The organism is Kerstersia gyiorum, assembly GCF_004216755.1.
GTDB classification, from domain to species: domain Bacteria; phylum Pseudomonadota; class Gammaproteobacteria; order Burkholderiales; family Burkholderiaceae_B; genus Kerstersia; species Kerstersia gyiorum.
In genome coordinates this window covers 387,509-412,824 of sequence record NZ_SGWZ01000002.1, presented here as the reverse complement: position 1 = coordinate 412,824, position 25,316 = coordinate 387,509, and the positions used below count along the sequence as shown (strand labels likewise).

29 protein-coding genes and 2 tRNA genes are annotated in these 25,316 nt (G+C 62.6%); 10 read left to right on the top strand and 21 right to left on the bottom strand.

What is annotated here, in order from left to right:
* Positions 1–6: 6 nt before the first annotated feature.
* The 5 genes from rplT to EV679_RS08205 form a co-directional block, all read right to left on the bottom strand.
* Positions 7–366, bottom strand: coding sequence for a 50S ribosomal protein L20 (gene rplT / locus EV679_RS08225; protein ID WP_068368248.1), 360 nt, complete (start codon positions 364–366; stop codon positions 7–9).
* Between the two features lie 15 nt (positions 367–381).
* Entirely contained in the window at positions 382–579 is a 198-nt protein-coding gene (gene rpmI, locus EV679_RS08220) for a 50S ribosomal protein L35 (protein WP_068368252.1), read from the bottom strand.
* Positions 580–878: 299 nt separating this feature from the next.
* Positions 879–1,172 (bottom strand): YciI family protein, encoded by a 294-nt coding sequence (locus EV679_RS08215; RefSeq protein WP_165389996.1) that lies wholly within the window; start codon positions 1,170–1,172, stop codon positions 879–881.
* Between the two features lie 46 nt (positions 1,173–1,218).
* Entirely contained in the window at positions 1,219–2,724 is a 1,506-nt protein-coding gene (locus EV679_RS08210) for a YifB family Mg chelatase-like AAA ATPase (protein WP_127773758.1), read from the bottom strand.
* 126 nt (positions 2,725–2,850) lie between these two features.
* A complete protein-coding gene (locus EV679_RS08205) occupies positions 2,851–3,126 on the bottom strand; it encodes an accessory factor UbiK family protein (protein WP_068368260.1) in 276 nt (91 codons plus the stop codon).
* A 311-nt stretch (positions 3,127–3,437) separates the two neighbouring features.
* On the opposite strand from EV679_RS08205, the gene EV679_RS08200 reads away from it, so the two are divergent.
* The 3 genes from EV679_RS08200 to EV679_RS08190 all read left to right on the top strand — a co-directional run bounded on the left by EV679_RS08200 (position 3,438) and on the right by EV679_RS08190 (position 6,257).
* Entirely contained in the window at positions 3,438–3,776 is a 339-nt protein-coding gene (locus tag EV679_RS08200) for a P-II family nitrogen regulator (protein WP_068368264.1), read from the top strand.
* A gap of 33 nt (positions 3,777–3,809) precedes the next feature.
* The gene (locus EV679_RS08195) at positions 3,810–5,042 is read left to right on the top strand and encodes an ammonium transporter (RefSeq protein WP_068368266.1); all 1,233 of its coding nucleotides are present in this window, start codon (positions 3,810–3,812) and stop codon (positions 5,040–5,042) included.
* A 288-nt stretch (positions 5,043–5,330) separates the two neighbouring features.
* Positions 5,331–6,257 (top strand): ketopantoate reductase family protein, encoded by a 927-nt coding sequence (locus EV679_RS08190; protein WP_068368269.1) that lies wholly within the window; start codon positions 5,331–5,333, stop codon positions 6,255–6,257.
* 39 nt (positions 6,258–6,296) lie between these two features.
* Here the strand turns inward: EV679_RS08190 and EV679_RS08185 are convergent, their stop codons facing one another.
* Positions 6,297–7,109, bottom strand: coding sequence for a sulfite exporter TauE/SafE family protein (locus EV679_RS08185; protein ID WP_130486943.1), 813 nt, complete (start codon positions 7,107–7,109; stop codon positions 6,297–6,299).
* Positions 7,110–7,235: 126 nt separating this feature from the next.
* On the opposite strand from EV679_RS08185, the gene EV679_RS08180 reads away from it, so the two are divergent.
* Positions 7,236–8,060, top strand: coding sequence for an AraC family transcriptional regulator (locus tag EV679_RS08180; RefSeq protein ID WP_130486942.1), 825 nt, complete (start codon positions 7,236–7,238; stop codon positions 8,058–8,060).
* Positions 8,061–8,249: 189 nt separating this feature from the next.
* Here the strand turns inward: EV679_RS08180 and ptsP are convergent, their stop codons facing one another.
* From ptsP to EV679_RS08135, 9 genes are all read right to left on the bottom strand, one after another.
* Complete coding sequence (gene ptsP, locus EV679_RS08175; RefSeq protein ID WP_130486941.1) at positions 8,250–10,049, bottom strand: phosphoenolpyruvate--protein phosphotransferase; 1,800 nt, start codon at positions 10,047–10,049, stop codon at positions 8,250–8,252.
* Positions 10,024–10,293: an HPr family phosphocarrier protein gene (locus EV679_RS08170; RefSeq protein ID WP_068369288.1), complete on the bottom strand. Its 270-nt coding sequence runs from the start codon at positions 10,291–10,293 to the stop codon at positions 10,024–10,026. The genes ptsP and EV679_RS08170 overlap by 26 nt, the downstream gene beginning before the upstream one ends.
* A gap of 51 nt (positions 10,294–10,344) precedes the next feature.
* Positions 10,345–10,740 carry a PTS sugar transporter subunit IIA gene (locus EV679_RS08165; protein ID WP_068368283.1) on the bottom strand — a complete coding sequence of 132 codons (396 nt, stop codon included), beginning with the start codon at positions 10,738–10,740 and terminating at the stop codon, positions 10,345–10,347.
* Positions 10,741–11,715 (bottom strand): glutathione synthase, encoded by a 975-nt coding sequence (gene gshB / locus EV679_RS08160; protein WP_130486940.1) that lies wholly within the window; start codon positions 11,713–11,715, stop codon positions 10,741–10,743.
* Positions 11,716–11,883: 168 nt separating this feature from the next.
* A complete protein-coding gene (gene infC / locus EV679_RS08155) occupies positions 11,884–12,441 on the bottom strand; it encodes a translation initiation factor IF-3 (protein WP_238591333.1) in 558 nt (185 codons plus the stop codon).
* Positions 12,441–14,393, bottom strand: coding sequence for a threonine--tRNA ligase (gene thrS, locus EV679_RS08150; protein ID WP_130486939.1), 1,953 nt, complete (start codon positions 14,391–14,393; stop codon positions 12,441–12,443). The genes infC and thrS overlap by 1 nt, the downstream gene beginning before the upstream one ends.
* Positions 14,394–14,779: 386 nt before the next feature.
* The gene (locus EV679_RS08145; RefSeq protein ID WP_068368300.1) at positions 14,780–15,163 is read right to left on the bottom strand and encodes a YgiW/YdeI family stress tolerance OB fold protein; all 384 of its coding nucleotides are present in this window, start codon (positions 15,161–15,163) and stop codon (positions 14,780–14,782) included.
* A gap of 113 nt (positions 15,164–15,276) precedes the next feature.
* Positions 15,277–15,660 carry an RNA-binding S4 domain-containing protein gene (locus EV679_RS08140; protein WP_068368303.1) on the bottom strand — a complete coding sequence of 128 codons (384 nt, stop codon included), beginning with the start codon at positions 15,658–15,660 and terminating at the stop codon, positions 15,277–15,279.
* A 220-nt stretch (positions 15,661–15,880) separates the two neighbouring features.
* Positions 15,881–16,795 carry a LysR substrate-binding domain-containing protein gene (locus tag EV679_RS08135; RefSeq protein WP_068368306.1) on the bottom strand — a complete coding sequence of 305 codons (915 nt, stop codon included), beginning with the start codon at positions 16,793–16,795 and terminating at the stop codon, positions 15,881–15,883.
* Positions 16,796–16,898: 103 nt separating this feature from the next.
* Here EV679_RS08135 and EV679_RS08130 point away from each other — a divergent pair, with 103 nt between their 5' ends.
* Positions 16,899–18,197 carry an SLC13 family permease gene (locus tag EV679_RS08130; RefSeq protein WP_130486938.1) on the top strand — a complete coding sequence of 433 codons (1,299 nt, stop codon included), beginning with the start codon at positions 16,899–16,901 and terminating at the stop codon, positions 18,195–18,197.
* Positions 18,198–18,435: 238 nt separating this feature from the next.
* Positions 18,436–18,512, top strand: a tRNA-Val gene (locus tag EV679_RS08125).
* A 203-nt stretch (positions 18,513–18,715) separates the two neighbouring features.
* Here EV679_RS08125 and EV679_RS08120 read toward each other — a convergent pair.
* Positions 18,716–18,919: a hypothetical protein gene (locus EV679_RS08120; RefSeq protein WP_068368318.1), complete on the bottom strand. Its 204-nt coding sequence runs from the start codon at positions 18,917–18,919 to the stop codon at positions 18,716–18,718.
* Between the two features lie 352 nt (positions 18,920–19,271).
* On the opposite strand from EV679_RS08120, the gene EV679_RS08115 reads away from it, so the two are divergent.
* The gene (locus tag EV679_RS08115) at positions 19,272–19,805 is read left to right on the top strand and encodes a DedA family protein (protein ID WP_130486937.1); all 534 of its coding nucleotides are present in this window, start codon (positions 19,272–19,274) and stop codon (positions 19,803–19,805) included.
* 44 nt (positions 19,806–19,849) lie between these two features.
* Here the strand turns inward: EV679_RS08115 and EV679_RS08110 are convergent, their stop codons facing one another.
* The 3 genes from EV679_RS08110 to EV679_RS08100 all read right to left on the bottom strand — a co-directional run bounded on the left by EV679_RS08110 (position 19,850) and on the right by EV679_RS08100 (position 20,949).
* The gene (locus tag EV679_RS08110) at positions 19,850–20,353 is read right to left on the bottom strand and encodes a hypothetical protein (protein WP_130486936.1); all 504 of its coding nucleotides are present in this window, start codon (positions 20,351–20,353) and stop codon (positions 19,850–19,852) included.
* A 70-nt stretch (positions 20,354–20,423) separates the two neighbouring features.
* The gene (locus tag EV679_RS08105; protein ID WP_130486935.1) at positions 20,424–20,720 is read right to left on the bottom strand and encodes a hypothetical protein; all 297 of its coding nucleotides are present in this window, start codon (positions 20,718–20,720) and stop codon (positions 20,424–20,426) included.
* Between the two features lie 141 nt (positions 20,721–20,861).
* Positions 20,862–20,949 (bottom strand) — tRNA-Ser (locus tag EV679_RS08100).
* Between the two features lie 185 nt (positions 20,950–21,134).
* Here EV679_RS08100 and EV679_RS08095 point away from each other — a divergent pair.
* The 3 genes from EV679_RS08095 to EV679_RS08085 are packed head-to-tail and all read left to right on the top strand — an operon-like array spanning position 21,135 to position 22,786.
* Positions 21,135–21,473: a hypothetical protein gene (locus EV679_RS08095; protein ID WP_130486934.1), complete on the top strand. Its 339-nt coding sequence runs from the start codon at positions 21,135–21,137 to the stop codon at positions 21,471–21,473.
* An 18-nt stretch (positions 21,474–21,491) separates the two neighbouring features.
* Positions 21,492–22,148: a PIN domain-containing protein gene (locus EV679_RS08090; RefSeq protein WP_130486933.1), complete on the top strand. Its 657-nt coding sequence runs from the start codon at positions 21,492–21,494 to the stop codon at positions 22,146–22,148.
* Positions 22,145–22,786 (top strand): NUDIX domain-containing protein, encoded by a 642-nt coding sequence (locus EV679_RS08085; protein WP_130486932.1) that lies wholly within the window; start codon positions 22,145–22,147, stop codon positions 22,784–22,786. Before EV679_RS08090 ends, EV679_RS08085 begins: the two co-directional genes overlap by 4 nt.
* Before the next feature lie 63 nt (positions 22,787–22,849).
* Here the strand turns inward: EV679_RS08085 and EV679_RS08080 are convergent, their stop codons facing one another.
* Positions 22,850–24,478, bottom strand: a complete 1,629-nt coding sequence (locus tag EV679_RS08080; protein ID WP_130487096.1) for an electron transfer flavoprotein-ubiquinone oxidoreductase — start codon at positions 24,476–24,478, stop codon at positions 22,850–22,852.
* Between the two features lie 73 nt (positions 24,479–24,551).
* Positions 24,552–25,316 (bottom strand): SDR family NAD(P)-dependent oxidoreductase, encoded by a 765-nt coding sequence (locus EV679_RS08075; RefSeq protein ID WP_127773731.1) that lies wholly within the window; start codon positions 25,314–25,316, stop codon positions 24,552–24,554.

Below are 25,316 nucleotides of genomic sequence, written 5' to 3'. Positions count from 1 at the left end.
GCACTATCAGGCAGCCAGTGCCGCCTTGGCTTGTTGTACCACAGCAGCAAAGCCAGCCTTGTCACGCACGGCCAGATCAGCCAGAACCTTGCGGTCCAGGTCGATCGAAGCCTTCTTCAGGCCAGCGATGAAGGCGCTGTAGGTCACGCCATGTTCACGCACAGCGGCGTTGATACGGGTGATCCACAGGGCGCGGAAAGTGCGCTTCTTGGCACGACGGTCACGGTAGGCATATTGCCCGGCCTTCATGACCGCCTGTTTGGCGATCCGGAATACATTACCGCGGCGACCGCGGTAACCCTTGGCAGCCTTCAGGACTTTTTTGTGACGGGCACGTGCCGTTACACCACGTTTTACGCGAGGCATTTTATGTCTCTCCTATCAGGCGAAAGGCAGCATGGCTTTCACCGATGCCACGTCAGCGCTGTGAACGGCGGTGGAGCCGCGCAGCTGGCGCTTGTTCTTGGTCGTCTTCTTGGTGAGGATGTGGCGCTTGAAGGCCTGGCCCCGCTTGATGGATCCGCTGCCGCGAACCACAAAGCGCTTTGCAGCGCTTTTCTTGGTTTTCATCTTAGGCATGAAAATTCCTGCTGAATTCCTGCTGTTTGAACAATAAGACGGCGGGTGCCACACGACCGGAAACCGGACAGGCAGACTTGAAACCCGACATCACTGGATGGGCTGTTCCTGAACCCCTGGCACGGACGCTAGACCCCGGCCAAGGCGACTGCAAACCGCCCTGATTCCCTGCTCCCTTGCGGCTAACAACCGCAATAGACTCAGGAAAGCCTTTGATTATATCGCGTTTTTTGCTTTAACGCTGGGCCTGTAGCGTTCCTGCCGCGCCGGGCACCCCCTTGTCCCCACAGGTCGAAAGCTCAGATCAGCACCTGGTCCGGAATGCCCTTGTGCCAGGAGTAGAGCTCATAGCGCTCGCGCAGGCCATGGACCCAGAACGGATCTTCGCGCAACAGGCGTTCCGCCGTGGCGCGGTCCGGCGATTCGAGAATCCACAACGCCCCCACGGGGGGACCGTCTTCCTGTTCGCGCAGCGCACCGCCGATGCGCACCAGTTCGCTGTTGGCCTTGAGCCATTCCAGATGCGGCTCCATTTGCGCCTGGCGTACATGCGCCATGGCTGGATTGTCATAGAAACGAACGATATACAGCACGTGGCGCCCCTTTTTTAGCGTGTGATCTGTCGAAAAAAACGCCATGCTACCCCAGCGGACGCCGGTATTGCACGGCCTGTGCCAGATGCACCGCCAGCACAGCATCAGCCGCGTCGAGATCGGCAACGGTGCGCGCGACACTCAGCACGCGGTGCGCTGCCCTGGCCGACCAACCCAACCGCGTCATGGCTGCGTCCAGCATGCGCTGCGCCTCGTCCGCCAAACGGCAGGCCTCGCGCAGCATGGCCGGCGCCAGACGGGCATTGCTGCACCCCTGGCGCGCCAACTGGCGCTGCCTGGCAGCGGCCACACGCTGGCGCACGGCCTCGCTCGTCTCACCCGGCGGCATGTCCAGCCATCCCGCCTCGGTGGCGGGCAACTCCAGTTGCAGGTCAATGCGGTCCAGCAAAGGACCGGACAGCTTCATTCGGTAGCGCTCGCGTGCCTCCGGGCTGCAGCGACAACTGCGCACCGGATGCCCAAGCCAGCCGCACGGGCAGGGATTCATGGCGGCCACAAGCTGAAACCTGGCGGGATACACCACCCTGCCCGCCGCCCGGGCGATGGCGACCGCGCCTGTTTCCAGCGGCTCGCGCAAGGCCTCCAGCGCCACCCGGCTGAACTCCGGCAATTCATCGAGAAACAGCACGCCATGATGCGCCAGCGTGATTTCCCCTGGACGGGGACGGCTGCCGCCCCCTACCAGGGCAGCCGTAGATACCGAATGGTGAGGCGCGCGGAATGGCGGCTGCCCGCTCAAGGCTGGACGGGTGCGCAGCAAACCCGCCAGGGCTGCTGCCTCCAGCGCCTGGCGCGGCGCCAACGCCGGAAGAATGCCAGGCAAGCGCTGCGCCAACATGCTTTTCCCTGCACCTGGCGGCCCTATCATCAGCAGGCCGTGCTCGCCTGCTGCCGCGACTTCCAGCGCCCGACGCGCCGCCGCCTGGCCGCGCACATCCGACAGACACGGCACAGGTTCTGCCGCCTCCAGCGGCGCGGCCTTCACTGGCGCCAGGCTTTCCTGGCCGCCCAGGTGCAAGGCCAGCGCCCGCAGGCTAGTGGCGCCAAGCACATCCAGGCCAGGTACGTTGGCAGCGATACGCGCGCTTTGCAGAGGCATATAAAGCCTGGCGCCGGCATCGGCGGCTGCCAGAGCCAGGCCCAGGGCGCCGGCTACCGGCACCAGCATGCCGCTCAACGAAAGTTCGCCGGCGAAGATATCGCGCACCAGCGCTTCCTGGGCTGCCGCGCCGCCCTGCAACTGCAATTGGCCCGATGCCAGCAGCACGCCCAGCGCAATGGGAAGATCGAAGCGGCCAGACTCCTTGGGCAAGTCTGCCGGCGACAGATTGGCCGTCAGGCGACCCGCAGGAAATTCATAGCCGCTGCTTTGCAGCGCAGCACGCACCCGCTCCCTGCTTTCACGCACTTCAGCGTCGGGCAGCCCGACGATCTGGAACGCCGGCAAGCCTGGAGCCAGGTGCACCTCCACCCATACCGCAGGCGCATCCAGGCCCACCAACGCCCGGCTTCCCAGTACGGCTAACGACATGAATTTCCTCCGGTACAAGTATGTCCGGAGTATGGCCTGCGACTACCGTCGGGAACAGGCCAGGCGTGCTGGAAATGTCACGCTGCGCTCCTATTGCCCCGACGCAGCGCCCATCAGGACAAGGACTCAGTTCTGCTGCGTGCCCGACGCCTGGGGCTGCTCCAGCGCGGCAATGCGGCCCTCCAGCGCTTCCAGCCGGGCTTCCAGTTCACGCACCCGCGAACGCGTGGCAGCCAGCAGGTCCGCCTGGATATCGAACTCTTCACGCGTGATCAGATCAACGCGGCTGAAGGCCTGGCTGAGAAAAGCCTTGGCATTGCGCTCGATATCGGCTGCCGGCGTGCGGGCGATCAGATCGGAGAATTTTTGCTGCAGGTCTGCGAGGAAATCGTTGCGGTTCATGCTCGTTCCAGAGAAAGGATCCAATGACGGAAGTTTAAGCTACTTGCCGCTTTCCAGCGTCCCTTGCCGCACTGGCGGCCAGCTGCCGCACCATTTCAGTGCGTTGCGCCGTGCAGCTGACCCAATCCGCGCACCATCTGCGTGCAAACCGCCACACACGCTGCCGTCCGCACCCTGCCGGGCTGGCGCATTTGCCCGCACGCACCGCAGGCAGGCAGCGATTGCGCATGCCGCTTCCCGCCTGCCGGCGCAGATTGGCACGCATCTTGCTTTGCTCGGTTCAGGACAGCCCAAACCCGCAAGGAGCCCATATGAAACTCATCATCGCCATCATCAAGCCGTTCAAGCTGGACGAGGTGCGCGTGGCACTTTCGACCGCTGGCGTGCAAGGCATGACCGTCAGCGAAGTCAACGGCTTCGGCCGCCAGAAAGGCCATACCGAACTGTATCGCGGCGCCGAATATGCCGTGGACTTCCTGCCCAAGCTGCGCATTGAGGTCGTGGTGCCGGATGCCCAGCTTGACACCACCCTGGAAGCCATCGAAAGCGCGGCCTACACCGGCAAGATCGGCGACGGCAAGCTGTTCGTCGTTCCCGTGGAACGCGCCGTGCGCATACGTACTGGTGAATCCGACGAGTCCGCTCTCTGAGCCTCTTTCCATCCCGCATAAAGGAAACTGAAAATGGAAAACGCAGACATCGCCTGGTTGAGCGTCTCGACCCTGCTCGTTCTCATGATGGTAGTTCCCGGCCTGGCGCTGTTCTACGGCGGCATGGTCCGCTCCAAGAACGTGCTCTCCGTACTGATGCAGACCACTTCGGTGTTCTGCCTGGCAGTCGTCCTGTGGTTCGTCTACGGCTATTCCCTGGCCTTCACCGATGGCAACGCATTCTTCGGCGGCTTCTCAAAACTGTTCCTGTCCGGCCTGTTCAACGCCCCTGACGGCTTCGCGGAATCAGGCAGCGTGCCCGAACTGCTATTTGCCGCCTTCCAGGCGACATTCGCCGGCATCACCTGCGCGCTGATCATCGGCGGCTTTGCCGAACGCGCCCGCTTCTCGGCCGTGCTGGTCTTCACCGTGGTCTGGTTCACGCTGGCCTACGTACCGATCGCCCACATGGTCTGGTACGGCGGCGATGTTCCCGGCCTGTTGTTTGCAGCGGGTGCGCTGGACTTCGCCGGCGGCACTGTGGTGCACATCAACTCCGGTATTGCCGCGCTGACGGCCGCTGCACTGGTCGGCAAACGCCTGGGTTATGGCAAGGAAGCGCTGCAACCGCACAACCTGCCCATGACCTATATCGGCGCCGCCGTGCTGTGGGTGGGCTGGTTCGGCTTCAACGCGGGTTCGGCGCTGGCCGCCAACAACACCGCCGTGCTGGCCTTCATGAACACGCTGATCGCCACCGCCATTGCCGTCCTGGCCTGGTCGGCCACGGAAAAACTGCTCAAGGGCCGTTCCTCGCTGCTGGGCGCGGCCTCGGGTGCCATCGCCGGCCTGGTCGGCATCACCCCGGCAGCTGGCCTGGTCGGCCCGGTGGGTGCGCTGATCATCGGGCTCATCGCCGGTGTGGCCTGCGCCTGGTCGGTGACCTACGTGAAGCATTGGCTGCGCATCGACGACGCGCTGGACGTGTTCTGCATCCACGGCATCGGCGGCATCATCGGCGCCATCCTGACCGGCATCTTCAATGCCCAATCCCTGGGCGGCCCTGGCATCACCAGTGCGGAAATCCCGGCGCAAATCTGGACCCAGGTGGAAGGCGTGCTGCTGACCATTGTCTGGTCCGGCGTGGTCGCCATCGTCGCCTATTACGTGGCCAAGGTCCTGTGCGGCAGCTTCCGCGTCTCCGAGGAAGATGAACGCGCCGGCCTGGATATCTCCGCCCACGGGGAATCGGCCTACCGCAAGTAAACCCTCCAGTAAGTCCATCCCTTTGCCCCGCGCGGTCTCTGGCCGGCGGGGTTCTTTTTTACTCCCTGGCCGCCTTTCCAGATCAGCGCCAACGTGCCCGCCAGCGCGATATCATCACGCATACGCCGCATACGCACACCGTGCCAATCAGGCATACCGCGGCGCCAGCAGGACCGATGCCATTGATTGCCCTGCCTGGCGCTGCGGCACGCGATGCGATCCTTTTTCCACTCTTTCCACTCATTTCTCGCTACCCAGCCGAGCGAGCGCCGCCCCATTCCATTCCTGATGACTCATTCCGCCACGCCATACCGTATCCAACGTGTCTATTTCATCGGCCTGGGCGCCATCGGCCTGAAGTACGCGGCCCGCCTGCACGACCTGGACCCCAGCCTGGTCGCGGTGATTGCGTCTGCCGCACGCATCGCTGCCTTGCGCGCCACCCCGCCCACCGTCAACGGCAAACGCTACGACTTCAAGTTCGTCGAACCTGGCCAGGCGGCGCCACCTGCCGACCTGATTTTCGTTGCCGTCAAGGCCGGGCAATTGCCGCAGGCGATTGACGACCTGCGCGGCTTCGTCGGCCCCGATACCTGCGTGGTCTCGCTCATGAATGGCATCAGCAGCGAAGAACAGATAGGCGCCGCCATCGGCCCGGAGCATGTGCTGTATGCCAACGTCTACATGGACGCCGTGCGCAGCGGCAATGCTGTCACCTACCATGACATCGGCCGCATCGTCTTTGGCGAGAAGGACAACAGCATCCGCTGCGCAAGGGTCGATGCCATCGAGGCGCTGTTCCAGCGCGCCGGCATTCCCTGCGTGGTTCCCGCTGACATGATGCGGGCCCACTGGGCCAAATTCATGCTCAATGCCGGCATCAACCAGGCGTCGGCCGTGCTGCGCGCTCCCTACGGCACCTTCCAGGTCAATCCACATGCCCGGGCCCTGATGATCGCCGCCGCCGAAGAAGTCGTCACGCTGTCCCGCCACGCAGGCATCGGCCTGGGGCCGGAAGACATCCAGAACTTCGTTCGCATCATGGACTCCCTGACGCCCACCGCCAAGACCTCCATGCTGCAGGACATCGAAGCCGGCCGACCAACCGAAGTCGATCTTTTTGCCGGTACCATCATTGAACTCGGTCAGCGCTATGGCGTGGCTACCCCCGTCAACCAGACGCTTTACCAGATCATCAAGGCCATGGAAGCCTGAATTTGTCCACGCATCGGCAGCCCATGGCGGCAACTGCCTTCAGCTCAGCAGCATCACCCCAAGCACCAGGCACAGCAGCGCGATAAAGGCGTTGGCATGGGCGCGATCGGATATCCGGCCGATCCAGGGCGAAGACAGGCGTATGCCCACCCATGAGCCCGCAACCAGCGCCGCGCAGGCTCGCAAATCGACAAAACCGGCATACCCGGCGCCCATCCCTGCTGCGCCATGCCAGGCCAGTGCGATGTAGGTCAGCGTGCCGGCCACAGCCATCGGCAGCGACAACGGATTGGCCATGGCCGTGGCTTCCGTCATGCTGGCGCCGCGCCGGCGCATCAGAGGCACAGTCATAACACTGCCGCCCACCCCCAGGAAGGCCGCAATCGCCCCGATCACCAGCCCGGCGCCCGCGGTCTGCCCTGGCCCCATCGGCTGCATGCTGGCGCATCCCGCCAGGCGGAAGCCGTCGCGCAGCAGGCAATCCAGTATGGTCAGCCCCAGGTAGGCAATGAAGGCCCAGCGCAACCACGCCCCGCCCAGCTGGATGGCCGCCGCCGCGCCAACCGCCGCACCAATGGCGATATAGGCCATCAACGGCCGTACATGCTCCCATCGCAGGGTGCCAGCCTTGCGGTGCCGCAAGGTCGCCAGGGAAGCGCCGAAAATCATGGCGCAGGTGGAGCTGGCCACCGCAATATGCATCGCTGCCTGCCCGATCGCGCTGTCCGGCCCATGCGCGGCCAACAACACCGAATACAAAACAGGCACCGCCACAAAGCCGCCGCCAAAGCCGAACAGCACCGTCGTGCAGCCGGCCAGCACCCCGAAACCCAACAAAAGCAGATAGACCATGGCTGGAACCATTCCTGAAAAACATCAGGATAGGCTGACATCTATTGGCTGACTTTCGAGCAAAAGACAACTATGCTTGTATTTCAGCCACCCTTTGTCCGGCCCCGCCACCCGTACGCGTTCCCCATGCGCAACATTCCCCTGAGTACTGTCGATGCCACGCCGCGCATCGTGCTGGCCATAGGCACAGACTATCCGCCAGGCACCCTGCTGCCCACGCATGCGCACCGCCGCGCGCAGTTGCTCTATGGCATGACCGGCCTGATGGAAGTGGAAACGGCAGACGGCAACTGGGTCATCCCGCCCTACAGCGGCGTCTGGATACCGGCGGGCCAGGCACACCAGGTGCTCATGCAGGGCGTCAGCACCCGCAGCCTGTACATTGCCCCTGAAGCAGCGCCGCGCCACGCCCAGCACTGCGAGGTGCTGGTCATCACACCCCTGCTGCATCAATTGCTGCTGGCCTCCGCCGACCTGCCCGCGCAGTATGACGAACAGGGCCGGGACGGCGCCCTGGTGCAACTGATCCTGCATGAAGTCCGCGCGGCGCCAACCATGCCGCTTTTCGCCCCCATGCCCAAAGATCCGGCGCTGGCCAGGCTGTGCAAGGCCTTTCTGCGCCGCCCCAGCCTGCGCAGCCCGCCGGAAGACTGGGCCGCCAGCCTCAATAAAAGCCCGCGCACCTTTACCCGTCTGTTCCGCCAGCAAACCGGCATATCCTTCAGCCAATGGCGTCAGCAGGCCTGCCTGATGGCCGCCCTGGCGCGGCTATCTGTCGCTGGGGCGTCGGTCACCCGCATTGCACTGGACCTCGGCTATGACAGCCCCAGCGCCTTTTCCACGATGTTCCGCCGCAAACTGGGGCAAGCGCCCTCGGATTTTCTGAAGGAAGGCGCTGCCAGCGCCACGCCCGGCCACTCGCAGTCATCCACGCCGCCTCCGGCGGACTGAGCGGCAACACGAGACAGCGGCATAGGCTCAGACCGCCAGGCCCCGGCGAGCCCGGCCTATCCGGAAAGAGTAAAAGCGGTACGGAGTGAAGGTGGCGAACGCGGGTACCTGAGATTTGCGCGTGCCACGCAGTAGCATGCAAGGGGCTCGCCTGCGGACGACGCGCCCCTGCCTTGATCCTGACACCGATTATTTTCGGGTGCGCGCAGTGACCGAAACGTGGTTCTGACGCAAGGCTTCCAGGTCGATAGTGGCGGCCCGGTTCAGCACCGCCGCTACCTGCACGCGCAAGGCCTGCGTATGGGCATTGCGGATTTCACGCTTGACCTCCAGCAGACGTTGCGGGTCCATCGAGAATTCACGCAGCCCCAGCCCCAGCAGCAGGCGCGTCAATGCGGGATCTCCGGCCATTTCACCGCACACCGCTACCGGCTTGCCAAAGCGGTCGGCCGCATTGATGACCTGCGCGATCAGACGCAGGACAGCCGGGTGCAGCGGGTCATACAAATTGGCGACGTCGTTATCACCGCGATCTATCGCCAGCGTGTACTGGATCAGGTCATTGGTGCCGATGGAGAAGAAATCCAGTTCGTCCGCGAATGGCTCCAGCGCCAGGGCCATGGCAGGCACTTCAACCATGGCGCCCAACGGGATATCGTCGCTGAAGGCCTGGCCGCGCTCGCGCAATTCGGCCCGCACGTCATTGAGGGCAAGCTTGACCGCCCGCACTTCGGCCAGGTTGGACACCATGGGAATCATGATGCGCACATTGCCATGCGCCGAAGCCCGCAGGATGGCGCGCAATTGTGTCGCGAACATATCCGGGCGCGCCAGGCAATAGCGGATGGCACGCCGCCCCAGCGCCGGATTCAGCGCCACGCTATGCTCGCCATCCAACTCCTTATCCGCCCCCAGGTCCAGGGTGCGAATGGTGACAGGCCGCCCGTCCATCATGCGCGCGACGGATGCATAGGCCTCGTACTGTTCTTCTTCGTTGGGCAGTTCGGAACGGCCCATGAAAAGGAACTCGCTGCGGAACAGGCCTATGCCGTCCGCGCCGGCGGCCAGGGCCTGCTGCGCTTCGTCGGGCAATTCCAGATTGGCGTTGAGCACAACGGAAACACCGTCCAGCGTCACGGCGGATTCGTCCAGCAACAGACTGAGCGCGGCACGCTGCTCAGCATGGCGTTGCTGCAGCGCCCGGTATTCGTCCTCGATGGCGTCAGTCGGATTGACGATGATGACGCCGTCGGCGCCATCGACAATCACGGAATCGCCATCGCGCACCAGTTCGCTGGCGCGGCTGGCCGCCACGACCGCAGGCACGCCCAGGCTACGCGCGACGATGGCAGTATGCGAGGTGGCGCCGCCGAGATCCGTCACGAATGCAGCGAAACGCCCGCCACGCAGGCGGATCATGTCCGCCGGGGAAATATCGTTGGCGAAGACAACCAGCGGCTCGGCGTCGGCCCTGCCCTCATCCAGCGGGAACAATGCTGGCCAGCCGGACAGCACGCGAATGACGCGCTCGATGACCTGGCGGATGTCCGCACCGCGCTCACGCAGGTATTCATCCTGCATGGCGGCAAACTGATCATTGAAAATCTGCCCCTGCACCGTCAACGCCCACTCGGCGTTGTAGTGGCGCTCGGCAATCAGGGCGCAGGTATGCTCGGACAACATACGGTCGCTGACCAGCAACACGTGCACATTCAGCAACGCCGCCAGTTCCTTGGGGGCGTCGTCGGGCAGGCTGCGGATCAGGCCTTCCAGCTCTTCCCGGACGGCATGCAAGGCCTGTTCCAGGCGGCGGCACTCGCCGTCCACGTCTTCCGGTGCAATCCGGTAGTGCGCCACCTCAAGCGTGGCGGCGCCCATGACAACAGCCCTGCCGATGGCGTAGCCGCGTGCAGCAGCCAGGCCATGCAAGGTGAAAACACTGTCTCCGTGCAGGCCCTCCGGCCTACTGCTCTTCACCGAACTTGTCATCGAACAATGCCTTGATATCTGCCAGCGCCTTGTCGGCATCTTCGCCTTCGGCATCTATCGTCACGGTTATCCCTTTGCCAGCCGCCAGCATCATGACGCCCATAATACTCTTGGCGTTGACGCGTCGCTGCTCGCGCGCGATATATATTTCACTCTTGAAACTACCTGCTAACTGCGTGAGCTTGGCTGCCGCCCGCGCATGCAGGCCCAGTCGGTTGCTGATAACGATATCTACGGAAGGCATGAACTCGAATGACTGTGAAAGGTAATCAGAAAAACGCCAGGCCTGGGCCACTCAGGGCTTGAAGACGGCGACGCCGTGTGTCGCACCGGCTGCGCCGCACTCCGCCAGATCGGACAACGGCCTGGTACGATAGTTCAGAACTCGCAAAAGCATCGGGACGTTGGCGCCTGCCAGGATCTCGCAGCGCCGCCCGGCTTCGACAGCGGCCTGGGCAGCGCGCAGCGCCACGTTGAAAGGAGTCGCGCCGACGAGGTCGGCCAGCACCAGCACCCCGTCGCCGCGGTCTTCGGCCGCAATGCAGCCCAGGATGTCTTCGAACAGGGCCTCCGGGGAAGCGTCAGCCTCGACATCCACGCACGCCAGCGCCACGTCTCCCAGCACATGCCGGGCACAGGCAGCCAGGGCCGTTGCCAGCGGCGCATGCGCCACAAGCACGACGCCCACCACTCAGGCAGCTCCATGCTGGCGTTGCACGGCGGCCTCGAGCGCCTGCGCAAAACGCGCCGCAACATCGAAGCCGGTCTGTTCCGTGATCTCGACAAAGCAGGTCGGGCTGGTGACATTGATCTCAGTCACGTAGTCGCCGATCACATCCAGCCCGACCAGCAGCAGGCCACGACTGGCCAGAACCGGGCCGATGGCCTGGGCAATTTCAAGGTCTCGGGGCGACAGCGGCTGCGCCACGCCACGCCCACCGGCCGCCAGGTTACCGCGCGACTCGCCCGCCAGCGGAATGCGAGCCAGGGCATACGGCACGGGCTCTCCATCAATGATGAGGATGCGTTTGTCGCCCTTGACGATCTCAGGGATATAGCGCTGCGCCATGATGCTGCGCGTACCGTTATCCGTGAGGGTTTCAAGGATGGCGCCAAGATTGGGGTCTTGCCGCGCCACGCGGAAGATCCCCATGCCGCCCATGCCGTCCAGCGGCTTGACGACCACGTCGCCATGTTCCGCATGAAAGGCGCGCAGCCGCGCCATGTCGCGCGTCACCAGCGTGGGCGCGGTAAAGTTGGAAAATTCGGTAATCGACAACTTCTCAGGATGGTTGCGGATCGCCGCCCCCTGATTGAAGACCCTGGCGCCGGCGGCCTGGGCAAAGTCGAGCAAATGGGTGGAGTAGACATACTCCATATCGAAGGGCGGATCCTTGCGCATGACGACAGCACCGAAATCGCTCAGGGCGATGACGGCTGGCGCACCCGAGGCGCGCCACCAGTCCTGCCCGTGCAGATCGGCATCGGCCAAGAGCTGAACAGGCTCGGTGCGCGCCAGAACGGCGCCACCTTCGATGAACAGATCACCCTGCAGGGCAACGCTGATCTCATGGCCGCGTGCGCTGAGCGCACGCATCATGGCCACGGAACTATCCTTGTAGGCCTTCAGGCCGGGCAAGGGATCGACGATGAACAAAATGCGCATGGACATTCCTGGAAAGCCACCCACGGCCGGCACGTCCATTCGCGCTGGCTCACGCCCCATGCCTGATGGCAGCCGCAGGATACAACCACGCTACCGGTCAGGGGCGCGCAGCATCTTGAAACACTGGCGGCGAGGCACACCCACCAGGGGCGCGCCCGCCATCCCGCATCACTCGCCGGGCTTGGCGGCTTTCTTGCGGGGGGCCAGCACCATCACCATCTGGCGCCCTTCGAGCTTGGGCATGGCTTCGACCTGGCAGAGTTCCCCCATGTCTTCGCGAATGCGTTCCAGCACCCGCATGCCCAATTCCTGGTGCGCCATTTCGCGGCCACGGAAGCGCAAGGTCACCTTGGCCTTGTCGCCATCCTCGATGAAACGGCGCAGATTGCGCAGCTTCACCTGGTAATCGCCTTCATCGGTACCAGGACGGAATTTCACTTCCTTGACCTGGATGACCTTCTGCTTGGCGCGCGCCTCGGCCTGGCGTTTCTGTTCCTGATAACGGAACTTGCCATAATCCATCAGGCGGCAAACAGGCGGAGACGCATTGGGCGCGATCTCGACCAGATCCACATCTTGCTCTTCGGACAGGCGGAATGCTTCGGCAATGCGAACAATGCCGAGCTGCTCTCCGTCGAGACCTATCAGACGCACCTCGGGAACACGAATTTCACCATTGATGCGATTGGGCTTTTCGGTGGCGATGTTGAAGACTCCTAGAAAAATTAAGCAGTTTCCTGCTGGGTACGAATGTCATCGCGGCGGGTGGCAACCTCTTCGGCCAACCGGGCAGAAAACTCTGCCAACGGCATGACGCCAAGGTCTTTGCCCCCGCGCGCACGGACCGCGACTGTCCCGGCCTGGCTTTCTTTATCGCCCACAACCAGGATGTACGGTACCTTCTGCAAACTGTGTTCGCGGATTTTATAAGTGATCTTTTCCCCACGCAAATCCGACTCAACCCTAAATCCTTGTTTTTTCAAGGATTGAGTGATTTCATCTGCATATGGGGACGAAGATGCAGAAATACAACACACAACCGCCTGAACCGGCGCCAGCCAGGCAGGCAATGCACCGGCGTGGTTTTCGATCAGCATGCCGATGAAACGCTCCAACGAGCCCAGGATGGCACGGTGCAGCATGACCGGTGTGCGGCGCTGGTCATTGGCGTCGACATACTCGGCCCCCAGGCGTACCGGCATGGAGAAGTCCACCTGGATGGTGCCGCACTGCCAGTGGCGGCCGATGGCATCCTTGAGCGTGTATTCGATTTTCGGACCATAGAACGCCCCTTCCCCCGGCGAGATTTCGAACTCGCAACCGGTGCGGCGCAGGCTTTCCATCAGCGCGTGCTCGGCCTTGTCCCAGACTTCGTCGTCGCCGATGCGCTTTTCCGGGCGCATGGCCACCTTGTAGAGCACATTGTCGAAACCGAAATCGGCATAGACCTTTTTCAGCAAAGCCGTGAAGGCAGCGCATTCATCCTGCAGCTGGTCTTCGGTACAGAAAATATGGCCGTCATCCTGCGTGAAGCCGCGCACACGCATCATGCCGTGCAGCGAACCGGAAGGCTCATTACGATGGCACTGGCCGAACTCACCGTAGCGCAGCGGCAGATCGCGGTAGGAATGCAGGCTGGAATTGAAGATCTGCACGTGGCCCGGGCAGTTCATCGGCTTCAGGCCATAGACGCGGTTCTCGGACTCCGTCGTGAACATGTTCTCGCGGTAGTTGTCCCAGTGCCCCGTTTTCTTCCAGAGCGACAGGTCGAGAATCTGCGGCGCCTTCACTTCCTGGTAGCCGTTGTCACGAAACACCTGGCGCATGTACTGCTCAACCTGCTGCCACAGTGTCCAGCCCTTGGGGTGCCAGAACACCAGACCCGGACCTTCTTCCTGGAAGTGGAAGAGATCCAGCTCGCGACCGATGCGTCGGTGGTCGCGCTTCTCGGCCTCTTCGAGCATTTTCAGGTAGGCGTCCTGCTCTTCCTTGGAATTCCAGGCCGTACCGTAAATGCGCTGCAGCATTTCGTTCTTGCTGTCGCCGCGCCAGTAAGCGCCGGCCACTTTCATCAGCTTGAACACCTTGAGCTTGCCCGTCGACGGCACGTGGGGGCCACGGCAAAGGTCGATGAAGCTGCCTTCGCGATACATGGTCAGCGTTTCGTTTTCCGGGATCGAATCAATGATCTCGGCCTTGTACTTTTCACCGACGCTCAGGAAGAAATCACGGGCCTCGTTACGGCTCCAGACTTCACGCGTGACGACCTCGTCCTTGCGAGCGAGTTCCATCATGCGCTTCTCGATGGCTTCGAGATCTTCCGGCGTGAACGGGCGCTCGTACGCAAAGTCGTAGTAGAAACCGTTTTCGATGACCGGGCCGATCGTGACCTGCGCTTCGGGGAACAGGTCCTGGAGGGCATAAGCCATCAAGTGGGCAGTAGAGTGGCGCAGGATCTCCAGGCCATCGGGGTCCTTGCCGGTCACGATGGCGAGATGGGCATCACGCTCGATCAAATGCGAAGTATCGACCAGAGTGGAAGGCTTGCCATCATAGGAAACACGCCCGGCCAGCGCGGCACGCGCCAGGCCCGAGCCGATGGATTGCGCAACTTCCGCGACCGTCACCGGAGCGGGGAAGTCACGCTGTGAGCCGTCTGGCAAAACTATCTGCACCATTTCATCTTCCTGATTGAGCAATAAAAAACGCGGCCAGTGGGCCGCGTCTTGTTCGTGGATTGCCTGTAGATCCCGGCTTTTCAGCGCGACCACGACTCTCCCGGCGTGCACACGGCTGCACGCGGAGAATAGGTAGTAGTTCGTGTCGTCGAGAACGCCATGTCAGTACACGCTGATAACCTGCATCGCAGGATTGGGAATACGCTTTCATGTCCTGGCCCGTGCGAACACGGACCGGGGGATGCCGGCGGACGGATGGACATGCCACCCCTATCACTTATGCCGATTGTAGCATTACGGCGGGCCGACAGGCAGCCCGGCAGCCCCGCCGGCGCCACAAACCTGCGCCTGTGTCACACAGGTCCGCCAGTCAGGCAAACCCGGCGTCACTCCCGAATGATGCGCACCACGTCGACGTCGATCTCGGGCGGACGCGTCAGGCCAGTATCAACCTCGCCCGATATTTCCACCAGCGTTTTCTCGTCTACAGGCTCACGCGGAAAATCCTTGTCGTCGATTTCCACCTGGATTTCACCGGTGCCATCCGAGAACACGTAGCGCTCCTTACCCGTCTTGCGCAGCAGGTGGCCCTTCAGGCTGACCCACTGATCATCCTGGGGCTGTGCCAGGATGCCGCGCACATTCGGCGTCGCCGCGACGCCCGGCCCGACGTACTGCGCGGCGGCAGGCGCGGCCATCATGGTCAATGCAGCGGCGCCGATCACGGCAGAAAGGACGAAAGAGGAAAGACGGCAATTCGGAATACGCATGGCAGCACCTCTCAAGGGAAAATCGAACCAACGACAATAGAAGGCTTGCAAACACCAGAACCATATTAGCAAACATCCCCAACTGCCTGCCGCACACTCGCGAGCAAACGCCGTTACTTGCCGCGCAGTTTCCCGATCAGACGACGGTCGCGCTTGGTCGGCCGGCCCGCAGCAATCTCCAGCGACGGTTCCGGCGCCAGGCGCCGCATCTCGGCCGCGCGCTCGCGCGCCGCCACGCTTTCGGCTGTTTCCTCATACAAGGTACGGGCGACCGTCGCCGGGCCGCGCACCGCCCCTGGCACCCGAACCACGACCTCGATGGGCGGATCTTCCTTGCGTATGCGCAAGCGGTCCCCCGGGCCGATCTCCCGGGCAGGCTTCGCTGCCTGGCCATTGACCTCGACCCTGCCCTTGCCGATCTCTTCCACCGCCAGGCTGCGCGTCTTGTAGAAACGCGCGGCCCACAACCATTTATCCAGTCTGACCTTATCGCTCATATTCTGCCGTCCTTGCTCCCTTGCATCATAGCCGCCCTGCCATCCGCCGTTCCAGCCGCGCCCAGACCCTCAAACCGCAGACCGATACGGCCAGCCCCGAAAAAGCTTCCCCTCCTGCCCCCCTCTACGCGCTGCGCCTTCGACAAAAACCCAACAGGCGCGCAAGCACAAGGTTCACAGCACACCTGATACAGGTCCTGCCTCACACAAATACCGCGCTCTACAGCCCTCCACGCCCCGCCAGGTCAGAACCAGGACACAGATAGCCCACAAGGCGCCAGAGCGCGGCATTGCTCGCCTCACGCCGCCGCAGACACACGCGCAAGTCGCGCTGCGCCCAATCATTGCGCAGCGGTATGGCTGAAATGCTCATGCTGTGCTGCGCGCGTCTAGCCGTCGTTTCTGGCACGATGCCGATGCCCACACCTGCCTGCACCATCAGGCAGATGGCATCGAAACTGCGCAGTTGTACGCGCAAATGCAGCCGACGGCCTTCGCGCAAGGCCCGATCGGCCAGAAATCGCTGCAAGGCGCTTTCACGATCCAGGCCGATGAAGTCGCGATCCAATACCTCTGCAAAACTGGCGCTCTCCGCACCGGCGATGGGATCGCTCACCGGGGCGACAATCACGAACCGATCGGACCTGAAAGGCAGGGTCAACAAGGCACCGGTATCAACCGTACCCGCGACAATGCCGAGATCGGCCGCGCCTTCCGCGACCCGCACGACAATTTCGTCACTGAGGCGCTCCTGCAAGTCAACCGCGATACCCGGATAATCCGCCAGGAAACGCCCCAGCACCTCCGGCAGAAATTCAGTCAATGCATTCGTATTGGACAGCAACCGAATTTGCGAACTGGCACCGCCCGAGAACGCGCCCAGTTCCTCGTGCATCAGATCGGCCTGTGCCAGCAGATTGCGTGCATGAGCCAGCAAGGCATGACCGGCCGGCGTTAGCGTGACACCCTGCCTGCTGCGTTCCAGCAGACAGGTGCCAAGGATGGTTTCCATACCGCGCACGCGCGTGCTGGCCGCGGCCAACGCGGTATGCGCACGCACCGCCCCGCCCGTGATACTGCCTGCCTCAGCAACGTGGCGAAACAGGCTGAGATCGGCAAGATCGAGTTTGGCCATCGCAATCCTTCGTTTTATTGAAAGGAATCCATGAAAATTTGCGGATTCATATGTCATTAACGTTCAGATATCCTTCGCAAATATATAACAATCAGGATACCCAATGACGGCAGAGGCATGGACGAGCGCGGGCATTATCGTCGCAACAATCGGACTTTGGGCAACAGCGAGACTGCCGGAGTACCTCGTTGCCTTATTGTTTTTTGCCGCCGCAGCCGTCTTGAACCTCGCCCCGCCCGACGTTCTGTTTTCAGGTTTTGCCTCGGCGGCATTCTGGCTGGTACTCAGCGGCTTTATCCTCGGCGTTGCGATCCGCAAGGTCGGCCTGGCGGATCGCATCGCCCGTAGCCTGGCAGGCCGGTTGACTGGCTCTTGGCCCCGCATGGTTGGGGGCGTGGTGCTGCTGACCTATGCACTGGCTTTCGTCATGCCGTCCAACATGGGGCGTATCGCCTTGCTGATGCCTATTGTTCTGGCGCTGGCCGATCGCGCCGGGCTGGCCGAGGGCAGCCGTGGCCGTACAGCCCTGGCCCTGGCGGTCGGACTCGGAACCTTCCAGCTTTCCGCCAGCATCCTGCCTGCCAACGTGCCCAACCTGGTCATGTCAGGCGCCGCCGAAAGCGCCTATGGCATCCATCTTTCATATTTGCCCTACCTGGTACTGCACGCCCCCGTTCTCGGACTGCTCAAGGGGCTGGCGCTGACAGCATGCCTGTGTCTGCTGTTCCCGGCGAAACCCTGTACCGTCTTGCGAATAGAACCTGGCGAGCCCTTGAGCCCAGCCGAAAAGCGCTTGGGCGCATTGCTGCTCGCAACGCTGGCGCTATGGATGACGGATGCCGTGCACGGCATCTCGCCCGCCTGGATCGGCCTGAGCGCAGCCTGTATTTGCCTGCTGCCTCGTATTGGCTTCCTGACCGGTGATGAATTCGCCACCGGCGTCAATATCCGCACCTGTATTTACGTTGCCGGCATCCTGGGGCTGACCGCGCTGGTGAACCATTCCGGGCTGGGGACAGCCATGGGCAACTGGCTGCTGCACCTGCTGCCGCTCGATCCAGCCAGCCCGGCACGCAGTTTCGGGGCATTGATAGCCCTGACCAGCGCATTGAACTTCACTGTTACGGCCAATGGCGTGCCAGCGCTGTTCACCCCGCTCGCACAGTCCATGGCCGAGGCCTCCGGCCTGCCTCTACTGACCATTCTGATGGTACAGGTCATAGGCTATGCCACACCGTTGTTGCCTTACCAGGCATCCCCCATCGTTGTCGCCATGGGCATGGCCCATGTGAAGACCTGGGATGGCATACGACTCTGCCTGGCGCTTGCGGCAGTCACCTTCCTGATATTGGTACCGCTCGACTACGGCTGGTTCAAACTGCTAGGCCTGATATCCCGTTGACACGCCATTCGCGCAATCCCTCAAAGCCCCATGGCCGCCTAAAAAAATCAGCTAAAAAAATCAGCTGAAATTTACACAAACCCAAAAATATGTATATAATTCCGCTTCTTCGGTTCACCCCCACAAACGCGGTGCGGCAGAAGGCAACAGGCAAATCGCCAGGGACGAAAAATTTCTCCCGAAACGAAATTCTTGTTGACAGCAGTAAAAAAATGGTTGTAGAATCATTTTTCTTTACAGGCGGTTAGCTCAGTTGGTTAGAGCGCCACGTTGACATCGTGGAGGTCGTTGGTTCGAATCCAATACCGCCTACCAGAATTCCTGCCAAGCAAGCCGCCGTTCATTGGTGGCTTTTTTGCGTCCGAAGCCTGCCAGCATGGCTTTATCTACCCCGGCCTTCCCTTATCCAGTCCAGGCAAGCAGGCCCACGCGCGCCTCCTCATCCAACACCTCAGCCAGGCTGGCCCGGAAACACGGCACCGCCCCGCTTCCGGCCAATGATTCAAACAAGCCGCATCCTACTTGGTATCAGCCACCAACTCTTCGATCAGGGTGATGATCTGCGTCATGTACGGATGGCGCACCTCGCCCGTGTCAGGGTTGCCCATCAGATTGGCGCGAGCACGGTCCACCACTTGGTCCATGTCATGCCCCAGATCCTGCACTGCCTTCACGAGTGCCTTCGCCGCTTCCTGATGATGCGGGGATACCTGCTCTGCCATCCATCTCTCCTTGCCTAGATTGCCCTGACCACACGCCAGGTCGCTCGCTGGCCTGCAAGGCCGGCTGCCAGGAATGCTACCGCAAAACCTGCCACTTGCCATGACAGCCTGCCGATAGCGCAACCCTCACGCCCCCCCAGGCTCGACACCCCATTCAGCCAGCAACAGCCCCTGTGCCGGGCGACACAATGACACCGGCATCGGAAACTTCCGGTGCAAATCTCACGTATGCTTATGGCATGGCCATGGCGCCGGCGGAATAGCCGGCCCTGGCACCATGATCCCGGCGGCGCGATACAGGCGGCGCCGCCCCGTCAGCGGCTCGAGCCCCATCCAGGACTGCAGTACGGCCATGTTCGCTTCCCTATTGCCCCTCTTGCAGGATATGTCCAGCAGCATCCTGGCGCTTGGCGCCAAGCACAGCAATTGGCTGGCCTGCATCAGCTTTGTGCTGGCGCTGCTCAAATCCCTGCCTTTTGTCGCCCTGGTCATTCCAGGCACGGCCTTGCTGCTCTCGATCGGCGCACTGCTGGGCGCAGGCGACATTCCATTTATTCCGATCTGGCTGGCCATATCACTGGGCGCCGGGCTGGGCGACTGGATCTCGTACTCATTGGGGCAGCGCTACGGCCCTGTGATCCTGAACTCCCGCTGGATTCAGTGCCGACAGGCGCTCTACGTCAGGACCAAACGCTTCTTCGACCGCTGGGACTGGGCCAGCATTGTGCTCTGCCGCTTCTTCGGGCCGCTGCGGGCGACGGTGCCGCTGGTCGCTGGCATCTTCAAAATGCCACAACAGCGCTTTCACGTTGCCAACTGGCTGTCCGCGTTTTTATGGACCTGCACCTTGCTGCTGCCCGGCTGGGCCGGATTCAAGCTGTTATAGCCCTTCAACCAAAACACGCAGCCACACCGACAGGCGCGCACCGATCAAACCCGCACGGATCTGAGTTCCATCGTCACGTCTCGGACCTCCGGCAGACGCCAGACCTCGTCTCTCAGCATAAATTTGCTGCTCTTGGTATGAGCACTGAAGCTTGATCGCTCGATCACACAGGAGATTGGGATCAAAGCTGCCCGTTGCACCTTGAATTCGCTATCGAACAATAGCCCCGCCAAGACATCAAAGTGCCCATCCTTAATGTCCCGAATAGCAGACAGCTCGCGCGACGATCCCCTGCCCATTATGCGGCGCGCCTTGATCTGATAACGCACCCCATCTGCATCCGTCGCGTCATATCCGCGCACGGAATTCTTTGCCTGCTGCCAGCCAAATGCCCGGCAGAATAAATACTCAGCCAAATCACCGGTCGGATTATTTCCACTGCGCAACACACCCCGTTGGCGCAGCTGGTCACAGATCCTTGCATAGCAGGCAAGCAAATCCATGACAGAAAGCTCACCGATTCCGTCAGTCGAAAGGAGATTCAGCATTTGGGCTGGGTTTACGCCAGGGTCTGGCACTTCACGCGGGAGCGCAACATGCCCAGAAACACCTCCCAGGTCAATGCGCCTTGTTTCCGGCTTCACGGGCTTCCTGCAGGCCTTGCTCAATCACAGAGCCGGCGGCTTCCAGCACTTTGCCGATATGATCCATGGCATTCCGGCACGGCCCGTCTTCGCTGGCGACGCGCTCACGGATGGTGTCATTGAGCCGGTTGTAGGACGTCGCCACCTTGGAGACATCAATGGAACCGTTCGCGCAAATGGCCACAACCAGATTCTGCAATCCGATTTGCATACCCCTGACCCGTTCTTCCAATTCCAGGAGCCTGGATTCAAGCGCGTCCTGATCTGCCATGATGTTCTCCAATATAGATGTAGGGCAATGACCCGGTGCTTGCATGACCGCAGGCGCGAGCGCGGCAAACCGGGAACTGCCGGACCGAAAATCAAAAACCCGCTGATCCGGGCAATGGAATCAGCGGGCTGGGTATTATTCTGGCGGAAGCGGTGAGATTCGAACTCACGAACGGTTGCCCGTTGCCGGTTTTCAAGACCGGTGCAATCGACCACTCTGCCACGCTTCCCGCTCTGCTGCAGCGACTGCCGGAACGGGCCCTGGCAGCACTGCAACATTTCAAGAGACGGGATTCTAGCAGACTTCGACGCGTCCCCGGCAAGGACTCGGGCGCCCCGCCCCCTGAAATGGGTGCCTGCGGATAACAGCCTGGTTCGGCGTTAAACTGGCAGTTGAGCGAATTGCGGGATTTTCATGTCTGTCCTGAGTAAACAAACCGGCACCTGTCTGCGCGGCGTCATCCTGGAAACCACCCAGGACGGCCTCCGCTTCCGTATCTATGTCGTCATCGGCGAAGCCGATCTGGATGCCGTCACGGAAATCCTGCCCGCCGAAGTATTCGAGGAAAGTGGCGAGGTGCATGTCTGCGGCCTGGATATGCCCGAGCAGGCGCCAGAGCAGCTCTCCGACGTGCTCGACAATATGAATGATGGTGATGTGGCCGTCATTTTCTGCGCATCGCCTGCCGTGCAGCAATCCGTGCTCTACAGCCTGCGCCTGCCCGGCGTCGCCCTGCCCTCTCACTTGAACTGACAGCGCTGGCTGAAACGCATGAATACCACTGCCACGTTGCCGCCGCCCAGCCATGTGGTGCTGGATGCCTGTGTACTGATGCCCGGCATCCTGCGCCGCCTCTGGCTGCGCCTGGCTGGCATGGGGCTGTACGAACCGATATGGAGCGAATATATCGGCGATGAATGGCGACGCAATGCCGCCCGCATCTGGTCCATTCCAGCCGAACGCCTGCAACAGGAATGGCAAGACATGCAGACCGCATTCCCCGCAGCCTGCGCCGGCAATCTGCAGGAATGGAAAGCCGGGTTGCGCTATAGCGACCCCAAGGACTGGCACGTGATTGCCGCCGCCCGCGATGCCCAGGCCCGCTCCCCCGAAGCCAGCATTGCCATTGCCACCTGGAATCTGCGCGATTTCAACCGTTCCGAGCTGCGCCGCCTGGGCTTGCAGGCGGTGTCTCCGGATACGCTGCTGGCGCGTTTCTGGCATGCCGCCCCCAGTGCTTTGCTGGCGGCGCTGGAAGGCATGGCGCAGGATGCCAGCGATCTGGGCGGCACTCCCGAACCCATCGCCGATGCCCTGCGGCGTGAGCGCCTCTTCCTGCTGCGCCAGCTGTTCTGGGCCCAGGCGCAGCGGCAACAAACAACAGGCGCAGAGCCCCTCTCTTCTTCCCTTACCCCAACCACTTCATGAACCACACCACTGCCGGCGGCGCGCTGCCCCCCTTGCTGAAACTCGATGCCCAGGCCCTGAGCGACGCACATCTGCGTGAAACCCTTCATGAACGCAAGGAAATCTACCAGGGCAGGCTGCTGCGACTGCGCGAGGATACCGTGCGCCTGCCCGATGGCAAGCTGACACGTCGGGAATATGTGGTGCACCCGGGCGCAACAGTGGTGATCCCGCTGTTCGATGACGACCACGTGCTGCTGGAACGGCAGTTCCGCTATCCGGTAGACCAGGTAATTGTCGAGTTTCCCGCGGGCAAGCTTGATGCAGGCGAAGCTCCATTGGTCTGCGGCCAGCGGGAACTGCTGGAAGAAACCGGCTACCGGGCCAGCGAATGGGCCTATGCCGGAAAATTGCATCTGGCGATCGGTTACTCCGATGAAGTCATCCATATTTTCTTCGCACGCGGCCTGCAGGGCGGCGAACGCCAGCTGGATGAAGGCGAATTCCTGGACGTGGCGCGCTGCGCCATTCCGGATTTCCTTGATGCCTGCCGCACCGGCCTGGTGACTGATGCCAAAACGCTGGCTTGCGCGCTCTGGTTGCAAAATGCCTGGGAAGGCAAATGGCAACTGGCGTGGCAACCGGCCGGCAGCCCCTGAGCCGACCCGCCAAGCTCCCTCTGGCGGCACGAACCGGCAGCCGGAGCAACGCTCCGGCCGGCATCACAGGCCGTTATAGACCGGCCCTTCGCCGCCCTGGGGCGCGACCCAGACGATATTCTGCGTCGGGTCCTTGATGTCACAGGTCTTGCAATGCACGCAGTTCTGCGCATTGATGCGCAGCGCGTCGGCGCCGGCTTCGTCCTTGACGAACTCGTACACCCCGGCCGGGCAATAGCGCGCCTCCGGCCCCGCATAGATGGCCAGGTTCACCTGCACCGGCACCGCCGGGTCCTTGAGTGTCAGGTGCACCGGCTCGTCTTCATCGTGGTTGGTGTTCGAGATGAAGACCGAACTCAGGCGGTCGAAAGTGATCTTGCCATCCGGCTTTGGGTAGTCGATGCGCTCGTACTCCGCCGCCGGCCGCAGACAGGCGTGGTCGGGCTGCTTGCGGTGCAGTGTCCAGGGCATCCGTCCCTTGAGCAGGCCCTGCTCCACGAACGTCATGAAGCTTGCCACCGGCAGCCCCTTCTTGAACCACTGCTTGAAGTTGCGCGCCCGGTTCAGTTCCTCGTGCAGCCAGGAGGCCTGGAAGGCCTGGCCGTAGCCGTCCAGCGCATCCTGGCCACGCCCCTGGGTCAGCGCCGCATGAATGGCTTGCGCCGCCAGCATGCCGGACTTGATGGCGGCATGGCTGCCCTTGATGCGCGAGGCATTCATGAAGCCGGCTTCGCAGCCCACCAGCACACCGCCCGGGAAATCCAGCCTGGGCAGCGACAACAGGCCGCCGGCCGTGATGGCGCGCGCGCCATAAGCCAGGCGCTTGCCGCCTTCGAGCATGGGGCGGATGGCCGGGTGCGTCTTGAAGCGCTGGAATTCCTCGAAGGGCGACAGCCAGGGGTTGGCATAGTCCAGCCCCACTACCATGCCCAGCGCCACCTGATTGTCATTGAGGTGATACAGGAAGGTGCCGCCGTAGGTCTTGCTGTCCAGCGGCCAGCCGCTGGTGTGGATCGCCAGGCCAGGCTGCGATTGCGCCGGGTCTATCTCCCAGAGTTCCTTGATGCCTATGCCATAGCTCTGCGGGTCGCGCCCCGCGTCCAGCCCGAAGCGCGCGATCAGTTCGCGCCCGAGCTGGCCGCGCGCGCCCTCGGCAAACACCGTATAGCGCGCCAGCAGCTCCATGCCGGGCTGGTAGTTCGCCGTGTGGCTGCCGTCGCGCGCCATGCCCATGTCGCCGGTCGCCACGCCGCGCACCGCGCCCTGCGCGTCGTACAGCACCTCCACGGCGGCAAAGCCGGGAAAGATGTCCACGCCCAGCGCCTCGGCCTGCTCGCCCAGCCAGCGCACCACGTGCCCCAGGCGCACGATGTAGTTGCCTTCATTGTGGAAACAGGACGGCAGCAGCCAGTCCGGCGTGCGCAGCGCCTTCTCCTGCGTGAGAAACAGGAAGCGGTCCTGCGTGACCGGCACGTCCAGCGGCGCGCCGCGTTCGCGCCAGTCCGGCAGCAGCTCATCTAACGCACGCGGGTCCATGATCGCGCCCGACAACGTGTGCGCGCCCAGTTCCGCGCCCTTCTCCAGCACGCACACGCCCAGCTCGCTGCCGGACGCCGCCGCCAGCTGCTTGAGCCGGATCGCCGCCGACAGGCCCGCCGGCCCCCCGCCGACGATCACCACGTCATATTCCATGGATTCGCGTTGCACCACTTATACTCCCCAACCGTTCTTTTTCCGGCGCAGGCCGGAATGATCTTGCAAGCCGTCAGCGCGGCGCCATGCGCAAAGCGCCGTCCAGGCGGATCACCTCGCCGTTGAGGTGGTCGTTCTCGACGAAATGGCAAGCCAGCGCGGCAAACTCTTCAGGCTTGCCCAGGCGCTGCGGAAACGGAATCGACGCAGCCAGCGTTTGCTGCACGTCTTCCGGCAATTCATTCATCAGGGGGGTTTTGAATAGCCCCGGCGCGATTGTCGCCACCCGGATGCCGTGACGCGCCAGATCACGCGCCATCGGCAAGGTCATGCTGACCAGCCCACCCTTGGAAGCGCTGTACGCCTGCTGCCCGATCTGGCCATCAAATGCCGCCACCGAGGCCGTAAACAACAACACACCACGCGCACCATCCTCCAGCGCAGGCAGGGCCGCGCAGGCAGCCGCGAACAGACGACTGACATTGTAGGCGCCGATCAGGTTGATCTGCACCACGCGGGTGAAGTCTTCCAGCGGCGCGGCGCTGCCATCACGCTGCACGATACGCTTGGCCGTGCCTATGCCGGCTACATTCATCAGGATGCGAGCCGGCCCGTGCGCCAGCGCCGCGTCGGCCAGCGCCTGCTCCACGCTGCCGGTATCGGTAATATCGCAAGCCAGTCCCAATCCGCCGATTTCGCCGGCAACCCGCGCCGCAGCCTCGCCATTACGGTCCAGGATGGCCACCCTGGCCCCTCGCCGCGCCAACTCCCGCGCAGTGGCCTCGCCCAGACCGGAAGCGCCGCCGGTCACCAGTGCTGCTACACCTTGAATATCCAT

Bases quoted from the DNA above. Each gene is read 5' to 3' on its own strand.
- rplT (WP_068368248.1), bottom strand. From the start codon at position 366: ATGCCTCGCGTAAAACGTGGTGTAACGGCACGTGCCCGTCACAAAAAA.
- rpmI (WP_068368252.1), bottom strand. From the start codon at position 579: ATGCCTAAGATGAAAACCAAGAAAAGCGCTGCAAAGCGCTTTGTGGTT.
- EV679_RS08210 (WP_127773758.1), bottom strand. From the start codon at position 2,724: ATGTCGTTAGCCGTACTGGGAAGCCGGGCGTTGGTGGGCCTGGATGCG.
- EV679_RS08205 (WP_068368260.1), bottom strand. From the start codon at position 3,126: ATGAACCGCAACGATTTCCTCGCAGACCTGCAGCAAAAATTCTCCGAT.
- EV679_RS08200 (WP_068368264.1), top strand. From the start codon at position 3,438: ATGAAACTCATCATCGCCATCATCAAGCCGTTCAAGCTGGACGAGGTG.
- EV679_RS08195 (WP_068368266.1), top strand. From the start codon at position 3,810: ATGGAAAACGCAGACATCGCCTGGTTGAGCGTCTCGACCCTGCTCGTT.
- EV679_RS08190 (WP_068368269.1), top strand. From the start codon at position 5,331: ATGACTCATTCCGCCACGCCATACCGTATCCAACGTGTCTATTTCATC.
- EV679_RS08185 (WP_130486943.1), bottom strand. From the start codon at position 7,109: ATGGTCTATCTGCTTTTGTTGGGTTTCGGGGTGCTGGCCGGCTGCACG.
- EV679_RS08180 (WP_130486942.1), top strand. From the start codon at position 7,236: ATGCGCAACATTCCCCTGAGTACTGTCGATGCCACGCCGCGCATCGTG.
- ptsP (WP_130486941.1), bottom strand. From the start codon at position 10,049: ATGACAAGTTCGGTGAAGAGCAGTAGGCCGGAGGGCCTGCACGGAGAC.
- EV679_RS08170 (WP_068369288.1), bottom strand. From the start codon at position 10,293: ATGCCTTCCGTAGATATCGTTATCAGCAACCGACTGGGCCTGCATGCG.
- gshB (WP_130486940.1), bottom strand. From the start codon at position 11,715: ATGCGCATTTTGTTCATCGTCGATCCCTTGCCCGGCCTGAAGGCCTAC.
- thrS (WP_130486939.1), bottom strand. From the start codon at position 14,393: ATGGTGCAGATAGTTTTGCCAGACGGCTCACAGCGTGACTTCCCCGCT.
- EV679_RS08145 (WP_068368300.1), bottom strand. From the start codon at position 15,163: ATGCGTATTCCGAATTGCCGTCTTTCCTCTTTCGTCCTTTCTGCCGTG.
- EV679_RS08140 (WP_068368303.1), bottom strand. From the start codon at position 15,660: ATGAGCGATAAGGTCAGACTGGATAAATGGTTGTGGGCCGCGCGTTTC.
- EV679_RS08135 (WP_068368306.1), bottom strand. From the start codon at position 16,795: ATGGCCAAACTCGATCTTGCCGATCTCAGCCTGTTTCGCCACGTTGCT.
- EV679_RS08130 (WP_130486938.1), top strand. From the start codon at position 16,899: ATGACGGCAGAGGCATGGACGAGCGCGGGCATTATCGTCGCAACAATC.
- EV679_RS08120 (WP_068368318.1), bottom strand. From the start codon at position 18,919: ATGGCAGAGCAGGTATCCCCGCATCATCAGGAAGCGGCGAAGGCACTC.
- EV679_RS08115 (WP_130486937.1), top strand. From the start codon at position 19,272: ATGTTCGCTTCCCTATTGCCCCTCTTGCAGGATATGTCCAGCAGCATC.
- EV679_RS08110 (WP_130486936.1), bottom strand. From the start codon at position 20,353: ATGCTGAATCTCCTTTCGACTGACGGAATCGGTGAGCTTTCTGTCATG.
- EV679_RS08105 (WP_130486935.1), bottom strand. From the start codon at position 20,720: ATGGCAGATCAGGACGCGCTTGAATCCAGGCTCCTGGAATTGGAAGAA.
- EV679_RS08095 (WP_130486934.1), top strand. From the start codon at position 21,135: ATGTCTGTCCTGAGTAAACAAACCGGCACCTGTCTGCGCGGCGTCATC.
- EV679_RS08090 (WP_130486933.1), top strand. From the start codon at position 21,492: ATGAATACCACTGCCACGTTGCCGCCGCCCAGCCATGTGGTGCTGGAT.
- EV679_RS08085 (WP_130486932.1), top strand. From the start codon at position 22,145: ATGAACCACACCACTGCCGGCGGCGCGCTGCCCCCCTTGCTGAAACTC.
- EV679_RS08080 (WP_130487096.1), bottom strand. From the start codon at position 24,478: ATGGAATATGACGTGGTGATCGTCGGCGGGGGGCCGGCGGGCCTGTCG.
- EV679_RS08075 (WP_127773731.1), bottom strand. From the start codon at position 25,316: ATGGATATTCAAGGTGTAGCAGCACTGGTGACCGGCGGCGCTTCCGGT.